Origin of the sequence: Micromonospora sp. URMC 107 (genome assembly GCF_051386315.1) — a bacterium.
GTDB lineage: Bacteria > Actinomycetota > Actinomycetes > Mycobacteriales > Micromonosporaceae > Micromonospora.
In genome coordinates, this window is record NZ_JBPQTK010000006.1 from 63,902 (window position 1) to 79,210 (window position 15,309).

A 15,309-nucleotide genomic window follows, 5' to 3' on the forward strand; every position below is an offset into this window, starting at 1 on the left:
TGGTTCACGCCACTGGCGTGAATGGGGCACACCCCGGAGGGCCCTCGCCGCCGCAGGTGACGGTGGGTACGGACCGGATCACCCGCCGAACGATCGATCACACGACCCCTTGTCGCCACCGCCGGTCCAGGGGCAGCATGACCGGATGCGGGATGATCAATGGTCGTTCCCCGACCTCGGCCTGTCCCCCGGGCAGCAGGCCCTCTACGAGTCACTGGTCGCCAGCCCGGGCCCGGTGTCGGCCGACGTCGCCGGGACCGCCGACTTCGCGCGCCTGGCCGAGCTCGGCCTGGCCACCCGGCTGCCCGGTCAGCCTCCCCGGTGGACGGCGGTGGCGCCCGATGTCGCGCTGGGCCCCCTGCTGACCGAGCGCCGGGAATCCCTGCGCGAGTTGCGCCAGCGGGTGACCCGGATGGCCGACCGGTTCCAGCGGGCCGCGACCGCCGAACACTCGGAACTGGTCGAGGTGCTCCACGGCCGCGACGCCATCCACGCCGCCTTCCAGAACCTCAAGGACAGCGCCAGGCAGGAGTTGCTGATCTTCGATGCGCCGCCGTACCTGAACGCGTTCGCCCTGCCCGCCGAGGAGGCGGAGCGTCGGCAGGTACGGATGCGCACCATCTACGACCGGGAGGGCATGGCCATCCCGGGGCGGCTCGCCCAGCTTGCCCGCTTCGTCTCGGCGGGTGAGCACGCCCGGGTCGCGGACGTTCCGATGAAGTTGATGCTCTGCGACCGGCAGGTCGGCCTCGTGCCGTTGCGACCGGACCTCGCGCTGGAGACCTGTCTGCTGGTCCGTGACTCCGTCCTGCTGTCGGCACTGTCGGCGCTGTTCGAGAGCCTCTGGGAACGGGCCGTGCCGCTGGACGTGGGGGTCCGGCAGCGGGTCGAGTCGGACCCGGACGCGCCGTCGGACCTCGAACGTGACCTGCTCGCGCTGCTGGTCGCCGGACTGACCGAACAGGACGTCGCCGAGCACCTCGGCTGCCACGCGCGCACCGTCCGGCGGCACATGAACCGGCTGTTCGCCCGGCTCGACGCGGTGACCCGGTTCCAGGCCGGTTACCAGGCCGTCCAGCGCGGCTGGCTGACCGCCGAGGACCGGGAGGATCTGTGTACGAACTGATCGGTGACGCCGAGGAGACGGCCTACGACCTGCTGCTCGAACGCCCCGGCGCCACCCTCGCCGAGCTCGCCGCGATGTGGTCGGGGCCGGGCCGGTTGTCCGACGCGCTCGCCCGGCTCGAGGCCGCCGGCCTGATCGGCGTCCAGCCCGGGACCCCGCCCCGGTACACCGCATCCGCCACCGACGTCGTCGCCGGGCTCCTGCAGGAGCGCGAGGCCGTTCTGGACCGGACGCACGACCACTTCCTGCGGCTCACGGAGGCATACCGGGATGCCCGTGCCGACGTCGACCCGCGCGTCGTCGAGGTGGTACGTGGCCGCCGCGCGGTACAGCAGGCGGTCAACCAGGTGCAGCGCAGCGCCCGACGGGAGTTGTGCTGCTTCGACAAGCCGCCGTACGTCCACCTGGAGAGCACCGCCGCGACCGACCGGGAGCTGCTCGCCGCCGGAGTGCAGTGCCGCTGCATCTACGACCGCGCTGCCGTGGAGGAGAGCGGTGGGCTGCCCACGATCGAGGAGCTGATCCGCACCGGGCAGCAGGCCCGCGTCCTGCCTGATCTGCCGATGAAGATGTACATCGCCGACGACCAGCAGGCGATCCTGCCGATGCAGCCCGGGCCGATCGGGCAGGAGAGCGCCATCATCGTCCACCCGTCGGCCCTGCTCGACGCGCTCCGCACCCTGTTCGACAGCCTCTGGCGCCGGGCGGTGCCACTGCACCTGCCCGCCGACCGCGGTGGCGGCGAGGGCCGCAGCCGGAGCACGGAGATCGACGACGGGCGGTTGGTGGTGCTGCTGTTGTCCGGGTTGACCGACGAGGCGATCGCCCGCCAGATCGGCGTCGGGTACCGCACCGTGCAACGGCGTATCGCCACCCTGATGAGCGACCTCGGCGCGCGTACCCGGTTCCAGGCCGGCGTCCAGGCGGCGTTCCGCCAGACGTCCCCCGCCCCGCAGGTGCCGGCCGGCCACCGCTGCCCGGCCAGTGGCGGCGACCGACCCCGACCGCCGGCCGCGGCGGAGACCGGCGGGTCTCGGGGATCTCCCGGGGCCGAGTAGCGGCGGGCGGTCGACCTCGGCCGTGGACGACCCGCCCCGGCTGCCACCGCCGGTCCGTGGGCTCGTGCGCCGCGACGACACCGTCGGCGTGCGCGATCCGATCACCCCGCCGTCCGGGGCGCCAGGGTCAGGCGTCCACGTACCTCCGGCGGGCTGTCGAGGCGTACCTCGTACAGCCGCCCCTCGGCGTGCGCCAACGTCTGGTCCCCGTAGTGCGGCGAGAGGGGATTGCCCGAGCTGCCGTGGCGGAGCACGTCGCGGATGCGGGTGCCGCCGGAAGGGCCGAACTCGACGACGAAGCGCCACGGTGCGCCCTCGACCACCTGGCCGTCGCGGTCGGGGTACATCAGACAGACGCTCTGCCCGCCGCCGCCCACCGTGGTCGGGGGCGATCCGTACAGCGATCGCAGCGTCGCCGACGCCGCGGCCAGGGGGTGCTGGTCGGCGATCCGGTTCGACCTGCCGTAGCGCCAGCCGGTGGGGTCGTCGCCGAATCTGTCGGCGAGTCGACGCGCCGCCTCGGTGAGGGCGTCGGCGACGATGGCCGGCAGTTCCTCCGTCTCGCCGAGCCGCCGGCGGGCGTCCACGTCCATCACCAGGTGATCCACCTGAAGGGTGACGTCGGTCATGGCGTCGGCGACGGCCGCACCGAGCCGGCTGGTAATCCAGCGCTCGGTCAACACCCGGGTCAGCGCCCCGAAGACCAGAGGTGCGGCCTGGTCGGCGTCGTCCCTGCCATCCCAGGTGGCCAACGACTGGTGGCCGAACACGGCCAGCGGCGACTCCGGTGGATTCTCATCGAGCGCCTTCAGCAGGGTGGGCAGGATGCGCCGTGCCCGGCCGTTGCGCAGGTCCATCTGCCACGCGCCGAAGTCGTCCGGACGGGCCGTCGGCGTCGCCGTCAACAGCTCCTCGATCCGGTCGGCCCGGTACGGTCCGCCCCAGTCGCTGCCCAGGTGCGGGGCGGCCCCGTCGGGCAGGATCTGGTGGTTGGCGCTGACCACGAAGCCCGCGGGCGGATCGACGACCTCCGGCAGCTCGTCGAACGCGAGCGTGGTGGTCCAGCGAGCGGCCACCTCGGCCGCGCCGGCCGGGGCGAGGCCCTCCTGACGGTCACGGCGGGGCACGATTCCGGCCGTCCGCAGCGCGACCACACCGTCGCGGGTCGCGACGACGAGGTTGAGCACGGGCACACCGAAACCCCGCAGGGTGTCGCGGAACGCCGGGTAGTCGCGCGCCCGCCACATCCGCTGGCAGCTCTCGGCCTCGGTGGACGGGTGAAGACCACTCCAGTAGAGGGCCACCGGGTCGGCGTCCGCACCGCGTGGGCCCGGCAGGTCGACGTATCCCGTCCCGCCCGCGGCGGTCACGGTGATCTCGTTCCCGCCTCGGACCCGGACGACGCTGGTCTGCGACCACCGTGGCTCTCCCGTCGGGTCCGTCCGCTCCCCCACGGCCAGGTCCTGGGTGTCGACGGTGGAGTTCGTCACCCCCCACGCGAGATCCGGGTTGGCGCCGATCACCAGTCCGGGCACGCCCGGCACCGTCACCCCGTACGCGCGTTCGCCGTCGAGTTCCAGTCCCAGCTGGTACCAGAGGCTCGGCTGGGTGAACAGGATGTGCGGGTCGTTGGCCAGCGCGGCGTAGCCGGTGGCGGACCTGGCCGCGGACACCGCCCACGCATTCGAACCGCTCCCCTGCCGGCCAGCGAAGAGGTCGCCGAGGTGGGCGGCACCGGCCGCGGAGAGCAGCGCGGTGTCGCCACGCCGTGCCGCCGGCCCTGCCGGGGCGTCGGCGGCGATGGTGACGCTGCCGCCGGGCGGGTACTTCGGCGCCAGGAAGCTGCGGACGAGGTCCGGTCGCTCCGCGAGCAGCCGGCTACGGAAGATCTCCTGCTGCAGGTTGCGGCCCAGATGGAAACCGAGCTGCTTGACGATGGCCAGCGAGTCGCCGACCGACCACGGGCCCGGCCGGTACCTCGCCAGGTGGAAATCGAGCGGGAGCTGCCCGCGGCGCCGCATCCGGCGCACCGCGGTGTCGACCCCGTGGACGAAGGCCGCGAGGTTGGCGCGGGCAGGCGATGAGAGCAGGGCCTCGCTCTGGTGGGCGGCCCGCTCGAAGGCGAGGGTACGGGCGAGGACGTCCGAACCGGCAGCGCGTTCGCCGAACACCTCCGCCAGTCGGCCGGTCGCCCGCCGGCGCAGGACGTCCATCTGCCACAGCCGGTCGTACGCCATCGCGACCCCGACGCCCACGTAGAGATCACGCTCGTCGCCCGCACGGATCCACGGGATGCCGCGTTCGTCGCGGTCGATGTCGACGGTCCCGTGCAGGGCCGCCATGGAAAGTACCCGGGTTCGCCGGAGCGCACGACTGCTCGGCCAGGCGGCCAGGCGCAGGATGCCCGCCGCGGCTCTCATGACGCCTTTTCGGTCTCCGGGAGCGTGTCATCGCGACTCAGGTCAGGGATGCGCCGGCCGACCAGCAGGTAGATCGCGACGCTCACCAACGCCAGGGAGCCGATGGCGAGGAACATGGCCGGCCCGCCGAAGGACGCGAGGACGAGGCTGCCGAGGAACGGTCCGGTGAACCCGCCGACCTGCGCGAAGGTCTGTGCGCCGAAGTAGGCTCCGCGCCGGTCCTCGGGCGCGATGCGGTCGACGAGCGCGAACTCCGACGGCACGATCAGGGTCTCGGCGACGGTGAACACCACCATCGCCACGATGTAGTGCCACATCTGCTCGGAGATGGCGAAGCCGGCCATCCCCACGAAGGTGAGGATCCCGCCGAGGGTGATGGCGTTCAGCGGGCTGTAGCGCTGCACGTAGCCGGCGGCGAAGAGCTGGAGGATGATCACCGCCACCGCGTTGGTGGTCATGACCGCGGCGAGCACCCGGGCGCTGTCGGCGAAGTCGATGACGAAGTTCTGGGCGAGCAGCACCGAGATCCTGCTGTGCACCGTCTCCAACAGGATCGCGCCGATGAGCAGGAGAAGCAGGCGGCGGTCCGACATCACCGCCCGGGCCGATTCGCCCAGTCCGCGGACGATGGCGCCCGTGCTGCGGCCGAGGGTCGCCAGCCCGGCGTTCCCGACGGACGGTCGCGGCAGTTGCCGCGTGGCCGTCCAGAGGACGGCGAAGTAGACCACATACACGGCGGCGGCGGCGGGGAAGGAGATCCGGGCGCCGGTGAACCCGAGGGCCACGCCGATCAGCGGGCCGACGGCGTAGCCGGCGTTGATCGCGAGGTACTGGTAGGAGAACCACTTCACCCGCAGCGCGACGGGGAGCAGGTCGCTGATGAGCACCTTCGCGACCGGGCTGAAGGCACTGGTGGCGAACGCCATGGACGCGTTGAAGACGAACGCCGTCACGGCGTCGCGCGCGAAGAAGAACCCGACGAAGCTGCCGATCACCACCAGCAGGCAGGAGAGCAGGACCCGGCGGCGTCCCACGATGTCGGAGAGCGCGCCGCCGAGGAACCCACCGGAGATGCCGAAGAGCACGGAGGAGCCGATGACCAGGCCGACCGTCGAGACGGACAGGCCGAGTTCGTTGCGGAGGTAGATGGCGAGGAAGGGAATCGTCACGCCGTTGGCCAGGCTCATCACGCCGGAACCGCCGACGAGGATCCTGGCCAGTCGCGGTGGGCGGAACGCTGGGCTCGCAGCCGGTTCCCGGGTCAACTCGGGTTTCCTTCCGTCTTGTCCTGCTGGCTCTGGAATTCGATCATTGCCTCGGCGACGGTTGCCGCCTCGGGGTCACGCAGCATGCCCTCGTGGCTGGTGGCCACCACCCTCTCGGTCAGGTTCGGCAGCACCAGGTGCCAGCCCTCGGTGTGCCCGTCATCGTCGTGGGACCTCTCCAGGCCCGCCACCAGCAGCAGTGCGGGCACGGCCAGGGCAGGCGCGGGCTCCGCCATGATCCGTCCCATCGTCCGGTAGTGCTCGAAGGCGGGGGCGAGCTCGCCGATCGTGGCAGCCAGCGCGGGCGCCGCGGTGGAGGCGGCCCAACGCAGGAGTTCCGCGTCGGCCAACCCGACCGCGGACTGCGGGGAGTGCTCGCGCCACCGGCGGGTGTGCTCGGGAAACGCGAGGGCGACGTCGGAGAGGAAGGCGACCAGCCGCGTCCGGTGATCCTCGGAGAGGCGCTGGTGGAGACAGCGTGGGCTCGGCGCGTCGAGCAGGGTGATGCTGCGCACCTGGCGGCCGGCCGCCCGCATCGCGTGGGCGAGGTGCAGCGCCATCGCCCCGCCCAGGGAATGTCCGACGAGGTGGACCCCGGGATCGGCGACGGGCGGCAGCTCGGTCAGGCAGGCCTGCGCGGCGGCGGCGGCCGACGGCGTGCCGTCCTGCGCCCGGAGGAGGTCGCGGGTGTGCAGGGCGTAGAACGGGCGGCCCCGCACGTGCGTCGACAGCCGCGCCATCGAGGCGCCGATCCCGAAGACGCCGGGCAGCGCCACCACGGGCGCCCCGCCCGCCGTGGAGTCCCCCAGCGGCAACAGGTCGACCGGGCGGCGGGACGCCGCACCCTGTCCGGCCGGCCGGGCCCGACGGACCGCGCCCGCCACCGCTCGTATCGTCGGTGCCTTCAGGAAGTCGCGCAGCGGGACGACGACACCGAACTGTCGGCGTACGGCGGCCAGCAGGCGGGTCGCCAGCAGGGAGTTCCCGCCCTGCCGGAAGAAGTCGGTGTCTGCTTCGACCTCGGTGCCGGGCAGCAGTTCGCCCAGGATCGCCAGCAGGGACCGCGTGACGTCGTCGACGCCTGCGGGGACGTGTGGCGTCCGGACGGGGCCCGGGTCGGGCAGGGCTGCCCGGTCGAGTTTGCCGTTGGCGGTGCGCGGCAGCGCGTCGACGAGGATGAACGCGGACGGAACGGCATACCCCGGAAGCCGACCCTCCATCCAGGAGCGCAGCCGTGCCGGGCCGGCGACACCGTCCCCGACGACGTACGCCACCAGCCGCGTTCCCGTGCCGGGTGCGGTGTGCGGCACCACCGCGGCCTGCCGCACACCGGGCAGGGCGACCAGGGCGGCATGCACCTCACCCAGCTCCAGGCGGTAGCCACGGATCTTGACCTGGTCGTCGTTGCGCCCGTGGTACTCGTACTCGCCGGAAGGCGCCCGCCGGGCGAGGTCCCCGGAGCGGTAGCCGCGTACGGGCCGCCCCTGCGCGTCGGTGACGGTGATGAACCGCTGCGCGGTGAGTTCCGGTTGCCCCAGGTATCCGAGGGCCACGCCCGCACCCGTGACGATGATCTGCCCGATCTCGCCGTCGGCGACCGGCTGGTCGTCCTCGTCCCACAACAGGAAGTCGAGGTCGGGCAGCGGAGCGCCGATCAGGCTGGTCGTGCCGGCGACGTCGGAGGCGAGGATCCGGCGGTACGAGGCGTGGACGGTGGTCTCGGTGATCCCGTACATGTTGACCAGTTCGGGCGCGGCGTCGCCGTACTTGGCGACCCATGGCCGCAGGTCGGCGAACCGGAGCGCCTCACCGCCGAAGACCACCCACCTCAGCGGCAGCCGGTCGTCGTACTCGTCCTCCTGCGCCGCCAGCGAACTGAAGGCGGTGGGCGTCTGGCTGAGCATCGTGACCCGCTCCGCCCGCAGCAGGCGCCGCAGGGCGACCGGGTCCCGCATGACCTCGGCCTCGACGACGACCACACACCCGCCGGTGAGCAACGCCCCCCACATCTCCCACACCGAGAAGTCGAAGGCGAACGAGTGCGCCATGGTCCACACGTCCCCGGGCCCGAACCCGAACAGTGGCTGCGTGGTGCCGATCAGGCGCAGGACGTTGGCGTGGGAGACCTCGATCCCCTTGGGACGGCCGGTCGTGCCCGAGGTGTGGATGACGTACGCCCGGTCGGTGGGCGCGATCGGGCGGGCCGGTGCGGCGGGCGGGTCCGGCTGCTCCTCGCCGCCGTCCGACGCGTCGAGCAGGACAGCCGCGACCGTCGCGGGCAGGGAGTCGACGAGCGCATCCGTGGTGATCACCAGGGACGGCGCCGCGTCACCGACGATCATGCCGGTACGGGCGGCGGGCGCCTCCGGGTCGAGCGGCAGGTACGCGGCCCCCGTCCGGAGCACCGCCAGCGCCGCCACGATCATCCGCGCCGAGCGCGGCAGCAGCACGCCGACCGGCTGGCCGGGCGACGCGACCGTCGCGATACGGCCGGCCAGGGCCCGGGAGGCGGTAGCCAGCTCCCGGTACGTCAGGGCCTGCCGGTCGCAGCGGACGGCGACCCGGTCGGGGTGCCGACCGGCGACCTCGTCGAAAGCGGCGACCAGGTTGTCGGCGGTGACCGTCGCGGTGTCGGTCCGGCCGACCGCCGGTACGGACACGTCGCGGCGTCCGGCGAGCCGCCGACGCAGCCGTAACGCGCGATCGGTCGACGTCATGAGCGGTTCTCCCCAGGTTTCGGATCGCCGGTTCTCACAGGGCGAGCACCAGCGGGACGATCAGCCCTGCCGCTTCGACCCGCGACACGTACGCGCCCCAGTGCGGGGAGTCGATGAGCGTCGCCGTCGCGCGGTGGTCGATCTCCAGGGACTGGCCGCTCACCTCCCGCCAGATCTCCCCGAGCGCTCCGCGGTCCTCGTCGTCGACGAGCGTCGCCTCCTCCACCGGCCGGTCCGGGCTGGCGAGGAAGAACCTCAGCAGCCGGTCGGCCGCCCCGGCCAGCCGGTCGACGGCCTCCGGGGTGAACAGCGACCGGTCGTACTCGATGGTCAGCGCGATCCGGTCCGCGTCGGTGAAGTGCAGCAACAGGTCGAAGCGACTCGTCTGCGCGCCCAGCGGGGTCACGGTCGTGTCCAGGCCCGGCAGCGCGGCGGCACCGCGCATCGACCGGGCGACGGAGACCACGACCTGGACCAGGGGGCTGACTCCGGGTCGACGGGGTACTCCCACGAGGTCCACGATCTTCTGCAACGGCAGGCTCTGGTGGTCCAGGGCGTTCAGGGCGCTGTCCCGGACCGCTGCGATGACGGCCCGCGCGCTGTGCTCCGGGTCGACCTGGTAGCGGAACGGCACGGTGTTGGCGAAGAAGCCGACGAGGTCCTTCGTCTCCGCCGGGTGCCGACCGGCGACGGCCGCACCGATCACCACGTCCGACTGCTGGGCGAGCTTGGCCATCAGCACCGCGCTGACGGCGTGCACGACCATGAAGAGGGTCACGTGGTGTTGCTGCGCGAACGCCCTCACCTCGGCGGAGAAGGTCTCGTCCCACTCCCGGCGGCGCTGGCCCGCGGCCCGCGCGCGGTCCTCGGTCCGCTCCAGGTCGGTCGCGAGGGCGAGCTCCCCGTCGTAGCCCTTCAGGTAGGACCGCCAGAAGTCGCCATCGCGTCGGGCCGACGCCGATTCGAGGTAGTCCCGCTGCCAGCGGGAGTAGTCGCCGTACTGGATCGGGAGCGGGGCCAAATCCGCCTCCCGTCCCGCCCGGTGCGCCGCGTACGACTCCGCGATCTCCCGCAGGATCACCTCGTTGGACCAGCCGTCGGTGACGACGTGGTGGCTCGTCCATTCGAGCACGTGGTCCCGTTCGGAGAAGCGGTACAGGGTGGCCTGGGTCAGCACACCACCGAGGTCGATGCGCCGCGTCGCCCGCTGCGTGACGTACTCCAGCATCGCCTCGGTGTCCCCCTGCGCGACCACCGCGTCAGTGGCCTCCCGCACCCGCAGGCGCGGCTTCGCTTCGGGATCCACGACCAGCAACGGCACACCGTCGCGTTCGACGACGCGGCTGGACAGCACCTCGTGCCGCGTGACGAGGCGGTCGACGGCCGCCCGCAGGGCCGGCACGTCGAGTTCGCCATGCAGGTGCAGGAGGTAGCCGTCGGTGTAGGCGCCGTCGGAGTCGAGCTGGTCGAGGTACCAGAGGCTCGACTGCGCCATGGACAGCGGGAACTCCCGCAGGCCGGCGGGCCTCGCCGGGATCGGCACGTCCGCCTCCCGGTCGTCCGTCAGCGCCGCCTCGACGCGGGCGGCGAAGCCCCGTAGCGTCGGGTTCTCGAACAGCTCCCGGATCGGCAGACGGACCCCGAGACGGTCCCCCAGCCGGGCGAGGACCTGCGTCGCGTGCAGGGAGTGGCCGCCCAGATCGAAGAAGCTGACCTGGGGCCCGGGCCGGCGCCCGGACAGCACGGAGGCCCAGATCTCGGCGACGGCCTCCTCCATCGAGGTCATCGGGGCGGAGCCCTCCTCGGTCGGTTCGTCGACCGGGGACAGGGCTGTCGCCGCCAGCGACCGGGTGTCGACCTTGCCGTGGCTCGTACGCGGCAACTGGTCCAGGCGGACGAGGAAGTCCGGGATGGCGTTGCGGGGCAGGACCTGGCTGAGCCCGGAGCGGACCTCCTCGGGCCGCAGGTCCCGGCGGACCAGGGCGCCCTCGGTCGAACCGCCGGCGCCGCCGGAGACCACCTCCGGTACGAAGAATCCGGCGAGCTGCTTGCCGCCGTCGTCGGACCGCCGGACGATCACCACGCTCTCCTGGACGCCCTCGACCCCGGCGAGGGCGCGGTTGACCTCGTCCAGCTCGACGCGGTTCCCTCTGATCTTGAGCTGGTTGTCGATCCGGCCGAGGAACTCCAGCGCGCCGTCCGCCAGCCGGCGGCCGCGGTCGCCGGTGCGGTACATGACGCCGTCCCCGTCGACGGTGAAGGGGTCGTTGACGAAGACCGCGGCGGTCCGGTCGGGGTCGTTGACGTAGCCGCCGCCGACGCAGATGCCGCCGGCGTACAGCTCCCCCGGCGTGCCGGTGGGCACCGGCTCCCGGGCGCCGTCCAACACGTACAGGGCGGTGTTGCGCACGGGCCGTCCGAGGGGGACGGAGGCGTCCCGCTCGTCGACGTCCGCCGCGACGAGGTGGTGCAGGACGTCGTCGGACGTCTCGGTCGTCCCCCACATGTTCAGCAGCCCCACCCCGGGAAGCAGCCGGCGGAACGCGTTGGCGGACTGCGGGGTCAGCGTCTCCGCCTGCGAGGCGACCCAGCGCAGGCGGAACGGAGGGAACGCGTCGACGCCGTAGAACGCGAGTTCGGCGCACATGATGTTGAGCACGGAGGGCGTCACCTCCAGCACGGTGACCCCGTCCTCGGCCACGGCCCGCAGCAGCGACGCCGCGTCCTGACCGGTCTCGTCCGGGTAGATCACGGTCGTGGCGCCGACGGCGAGGGGCGCGAGGAGCTGCCAGACGGAGATGTCGAAGGTGGCCGCGGCGTCCTGGGCCAGCCGGTCGCCGGGCCGCAGGTCCAGTTGCTGGATCTTGGCGTCGAGGTGGTTGAGCATGCCGTCGTGCCGGATCAGGGCACCCTTGGGGTCGCCGGTGGAGCCCGAGGTGAAGAGGATGTACGCACTGTCCCGACCGCTCGGTGCCGGGCCGAGCGCGACCGGGGTGTCAGGTGCGGCGAGGACGTCGGCCAGGTCGGCCAGCTCGAGGTCAGGAATCGCGGCCAACGCGGCGCGGTGCGTCTCGTCGCACACCACCAGCCTCGCCTCCGCCCGCCCGACCATACGGGCGACGCGTGCGACCGGGCCCTGCGGCAGCGGCAGGTACACCGCGCCGAGGCGGAGGATGGCGAGGGTGACGACGAGGTAGTCGATGTTCCGGCCGCTGGCCAGGCCGACCACGGTGCCGTGACCCACCTGCCGCGCACGCAGCCATCCGGCCACCCGCTCGACGTGTGCGGCGAGCTCCCGGTAGGTGATCTCGCGGCCGCGGCAGACGGCGGCCACCTCGTCGGGGAACGTCTCGACCGAACGGGCCATCCGTTCGAGGAAGCCCGTCGCCGTCGCCGGCTCGACCGGCCCGCGTGAGATCTCCAGCAACGCCCGGTACCGCTGCTCACCGAGCAGCGCGACCTGCGTCGGCTCGTCGTCCGGCTGGTCGACGACGCTCGTCAGCGCCCGCAGGAAGATGTCCGCCACCTCGTGGAGCTGGTCCTCCGAGATCCGCTCCATGTTCGCTTCGAGGTCGAGCGTGAGCAGTCGACTGAACGGATCCTTGTTGAACTCGGCCCGCAGGGTGAAGTTGGTCTGGATGTAGCCGAAGCCGTCCACCACCTCGATGCCCGTGGCATGGGCGAGCCGTTCGTAGCCGTGGAAGTGGGTGTAGTTGAACATGATGTCGGTCAGCTCGGGTACGCCGGCGAGGCGGAGCATCTCGGCGTGCGGGAAGCGCCGCACCGGCAGCAACTCCCGTTCCTTGTCGCTGGTCGCCGCGATCAGGTCGCGCCAGGTGCGACCCCGCGGCCGGAGCCGGAAGGGTACGAGGTTGAGGTGCAGGCCGATGACCTCGGTGCCGCCCTCCTCCTCGACCCGCCCGTTGGCGGCGACGCCGAGCACGACGTCGTCGCGTCCCGTGAGCACCATCACCACCCGGGCCTGGACGGCCATCACCACGTGTTTGACCGACACCCCGCAGGCGGCGGCGAGCTGGTGCAGGCGGTCGGAGAGTTCCGCCGGGAGGTCCACGCTGAGGAAGCCCATCCGTCCCTGGTGGACGTCGCCGGAGCCCCGGGCCAGGCGGGGCAGCAGGCTCGGCTCGACGTCGGCCAGTTCCTGCCGCCAGAAGTCCCGGACCGCCTCGTCGCGAAGCACGGCCTGTTCCTTGGCGATGAAGTCGGCGTACCGGCGGACGGGCAGGGCACGGTCGTGCGACGCGATGCCCCGCAGGTCCTGCCAGTAGTCGACGAGGATCTCCGCGAGCAGTGAGGTCTCGCTCCACCCGTCGAACATCGTGTCGTGGAAGCTCATGGAGAACATGAACTCGTCCGGGCCGAGCAGGTGCGCCGTGAACCGGACCAGTGGCGGCCGCGCCCAGTCGTACGGGTTGCTCATCTCCCGGCGTCGCCAGGCCTCGAACTCGGCCAGCTGCCGGTCCTCGTCGAACCGGCTCAGGTCCGTCACGCTCAGCGGGGTGCGGGCCTGCGCGTGGACGACCTGGAGCGGCTGCGAGAAGCCGGACAGGTGGAACGACGTCCGCAGGATCTCGTGGCGCTCGGTCACCCGCGCGAGCGCGCGGCTCATGGCGTCGTGGTCGAACCTGGCGCGCAACCGGAACATGAAGATGTCGCAGTACATGTTGACGCCTTCGGCGTACGCGCTGTGGAACAGCACGCCGGCCTGGAGGGTGGCCACCGGGTAGGCGTCCACCGTGCCGGCCGGCAGGAGCGCCCGGTCCGCCGGGTCGATGAGGCTGAACGGCTCGACCGGCGGGTCGACCGACTCGTCCGTGGCGACCGCGTTGGCGGCCAGCGCACGCGGCGTCCTCAGCTCGTAGATGTCGGCCAGGTCCAGCGTCATCCCGCGGTTCGCCGCGGCCGCACGCAGCTGCACCGCGACGATGGAGTCCCCGCCGATGCCGAAGAAGGAGTCGTCGGGTCCCACCCCCTCGACGCCGAGCACCTCCTCGAACAGCGCGCAGATCGCCCGCTCCACGGCCGCCGACGAGGCGTCGGCGATTGCCTCCGTGGCCATCGGCGCTCGGAGCTGGTTGGCCGCGGTCGGTGCGGGCAGGAGCGTGAAGTCGACCTTCCCGTTGGCGTTGACGGGAATCTCCGGCACCGGGACGATGAACGCCGGAAGCATGTACGACGGCAGGCTCGCCCGCAGCAGTTCCGGAATCTCCGCCAGCTCGCAGCCGGGGTCGTGGGTCACGTACGCGACGATCTGCGTCCGGTCGTTGCCGGTGCCCGACGCCGCCGGCCGCCCGGCCCGGACGAGGCTGCGGACCGGGGAGATCCGCCCGGACACCGCTTCCTCCTTCACCACCGGATTGCGCTGCGGCCGCGCCCGACGGACGGTCACCGCGACCTGCCCGACGCCGGGTACCGCGGTCAGCGCCGCGTGGATCTCCCCGAGCTCGACCCGGTGCCCACGGATCTTGACCTGGTCGTCGGCCCGCCCCAGGTACTCGTACTCCCCCGCGGGAGTCAGGCGCGCGAGGTCACCGGACCGGTATCCCCGCACGGGCCTGCCGTCGACGGTCAGGTCGAGGAACCGCTCGGCGGTTGATCCGGGCTGGCCCAGGTATCCGGTGGCCACCCCCGGTCCGGTCACGACGATCTCACCGGTCTGGCCCGGGGCCACCGGCCGGCCCTGCTCGTCCCAGAGCAGGAAGTCGAGGTCCGACAGCGGACGCCCGATGAGGCTGGCCGTGCTCGTCAGGTCGGCCTCCAGAACCCTGCGGTACGAGGAGTGGACCGTCGTCTCCGTGATGCCGTACATGTTGACCAGCTGCGGCTGCTGGTCGCCGTATCTGCCCACCCAGGGCCGGAGGTCACCGAAGCGCAGCGCCTCACCGCCGAAGACCACCCACTTCAGCGGCAGCCTGTCGGCCTGGGAGACCTCGTGCGCGGCCAGGCTGTTGAAGGCGGTGGGCGTCTGGCTGAGCATCGTCACCTGTTCCACGGCGAGCAACGCCCGGAAGGCCACCGGGTCCCGTGCGACGTCCTGTCCCACGATGACCAGCCGGCCACCGGACAGCAGCGCCCCCCACATCTCCCAGACGGAGAAGTCGAAGGCGAACGAGTGGAACATCGTCCAGACGTCCCCGGCGCCGAAGCCGAACTGCGGCTGGGTGGCCCGGATCAGCCGCAGCACGTTGCCGTGGCTGACCTCCACGCCCTTCGGCCGCCCGGTGGTGCCCGAGGTGTAGATCACGTAGGCGCGGGTGTCCCACGCCGCGGGGCACCGCCCGTCGGTGTCGTCGCTCCGGTCCTCCGCGACGTCCCGCGGCCCCATCACCGGGGTGTCCGGCGACAGCAGCTCCGCCAGCTCGGGAGTCGTCAACACCACCGAGGGCGCCGCGTCCGCCACGATCAGCCTCAGCCGGGCGGCGGGAGCGGACGGATCGACCGGCACGTACGCCGCGCCCACCCGCAGCACGGCCAGGCTCGCGATCACCATGTCCACCGAACGCGGCAGGAGCAGCAGCACCGGACGGGACGGGTCGTCGACCCGCGCCCTGATCGCCACGGCGAGAGCCGTCGACCGGGCGGCCACCTCGGCGTACGACATCCGCCGGTCTCCGCAGCACACCGCGACGCTGTCCGGGTGACGTCGGACGACCTCGTCGAACGACTCCACCAGATTACCGACGGCAACATCGGAAGCAGTCATCA

Annotated in this window: 6 protein-coding genes; 2 read left to right on the top strand and 4 right to left on the bottom strand. The window is 72.3% G+C overall.

Annotated elements, in window-relative coordinates; all coding sequences use genetic code 11:
- Window positions 1-145: 145 nt before the first annotated feature.
- Both ACSNN9_RS02540 and ACSNN9_RS02545 read left to right on the top strand, forming a co-directional pair.
- A complete protein-coding gene (locus ACSNN9_RS02540; protein ID WP_436670998.1) occupies window positions 146-1,126 on the top strand; it encodes a LuxR C-terminal-related transcriptional regulator in 981 nt (326 codons plus the stop codon).
- On the top strand, window positions 1,114-2,184 hold the full coding sequence (locus tag ACSNN9_RS02545) for a hypothetical protein (protein ID WP_436670999.1): 1,071 nt from the start codon (window positions 1,114-1,116) through the stop codon (window positions 2,182-2,184). Before ACSNN9_RS02540 ends, ACSNN9_RS02545 begins: the two co-directional genes overlap by 13 nt.
- Before the next feature lie 101 nt (window positions 2,185-2,285).
- Here the strand turns inward: ACSNN9_RS02545 and ACSNN9_RS02550 are convergent, their stop codons facing one another.
- From ACSNN9_RS02550 to ACSNN9_RS02565, 4 genes are all read right to left on the bottom strand, one after another.
- Window positions 2,286-4,526 carry a penicillin acylase family protein gene (locus ACSNN9_RS02550; protein ID WP_436671000.1) on the bottom strand — a complete coding sequence of 747 codons (2,241 nt, stop codon included), beginning with the start codon at window positions 4,524-4,526 and terminating at the stop codon, window positions 2,286-2,288.
- A gap of 74 nt (window positions 4,527-4,600) precedes the next feature.
- A complete protein-coding gene (locus ACSNN9_RS02555; RefSeq protein ID WP_436671001.1) occupies window positions 4,601-5,791 on the bottom strand; it encodes an MFS transporter in 1,191 nt (396 codons plus the stop codon).
- Between the two features lie 74 nt (window positions 5,792-5,865).
- Window positions 5,866-8,586, bottom strand: coding sequence for an amino acid adenylation domain-containing protein (locus ACSNN9_RS02560; RefSeq protein WP_436671002.1), 2,721 nt, complete (start codon window positions 8,584-8,586; stop codon window positions 5,866-5,868).
- A gap of 34 nt (window positions 8,587-8,620) precedes the next feature.
- The gene (locus tag ACSNN9_RS02565) at window positions 8,621-15,307 is read right to left on the bottom strand and encodes an amino acid adenylation domain-containing protein (protein WP_436671003.1); all 6,687 of its coding nucleotides are present in this window, start codon (window positions 15,305-15,307) and stop codon (window positions 8,621-8,623) included.
- Window positions 15,308-15,309 lie beyond the last annotated feature (2 nt).

Bases quoted from the DNA above. Each gene is read 5' to 3' on its own strand.
- ACSNN9_RS02560 (WP_436671002.1), bottom strand. From the start codon at position 8,586: ATGACGTCGACCGATCGCGCGTTACGGCTGCGTCGGCGGCTCGCCGGA.
- ACSNN9_RS02565 (WP_436671003.1), bottom strand. From the start codon at position 15,307: ATGACTGCTTCCGATGTTGCCGTCGGTAATCTGGTGGAGTCGTTCGAC.
- ACSNN9_RS02550 (WP_436671000.1), bottom strand. From the start codon at position 4,526: ATGGCGGCCCTGCACGGGACCGTCGACATCGACCGCGACGAACGCGGC.
- ACSNN9_RS02555 (WP_436671001.1), bottom strand. From the start codon at position 5,791: ATGAGCCTGGCCAACGGCGTGACGATTCCCTTCCTCGCCATCTACCTC.
- ACSNN9_RS02540 (WP_436670998.1), top strand. From the start codon at position 146: ATGCGGGATGATCAATGGTCGTTCCCCGACCTCGGCCTGTCCCCCGGG.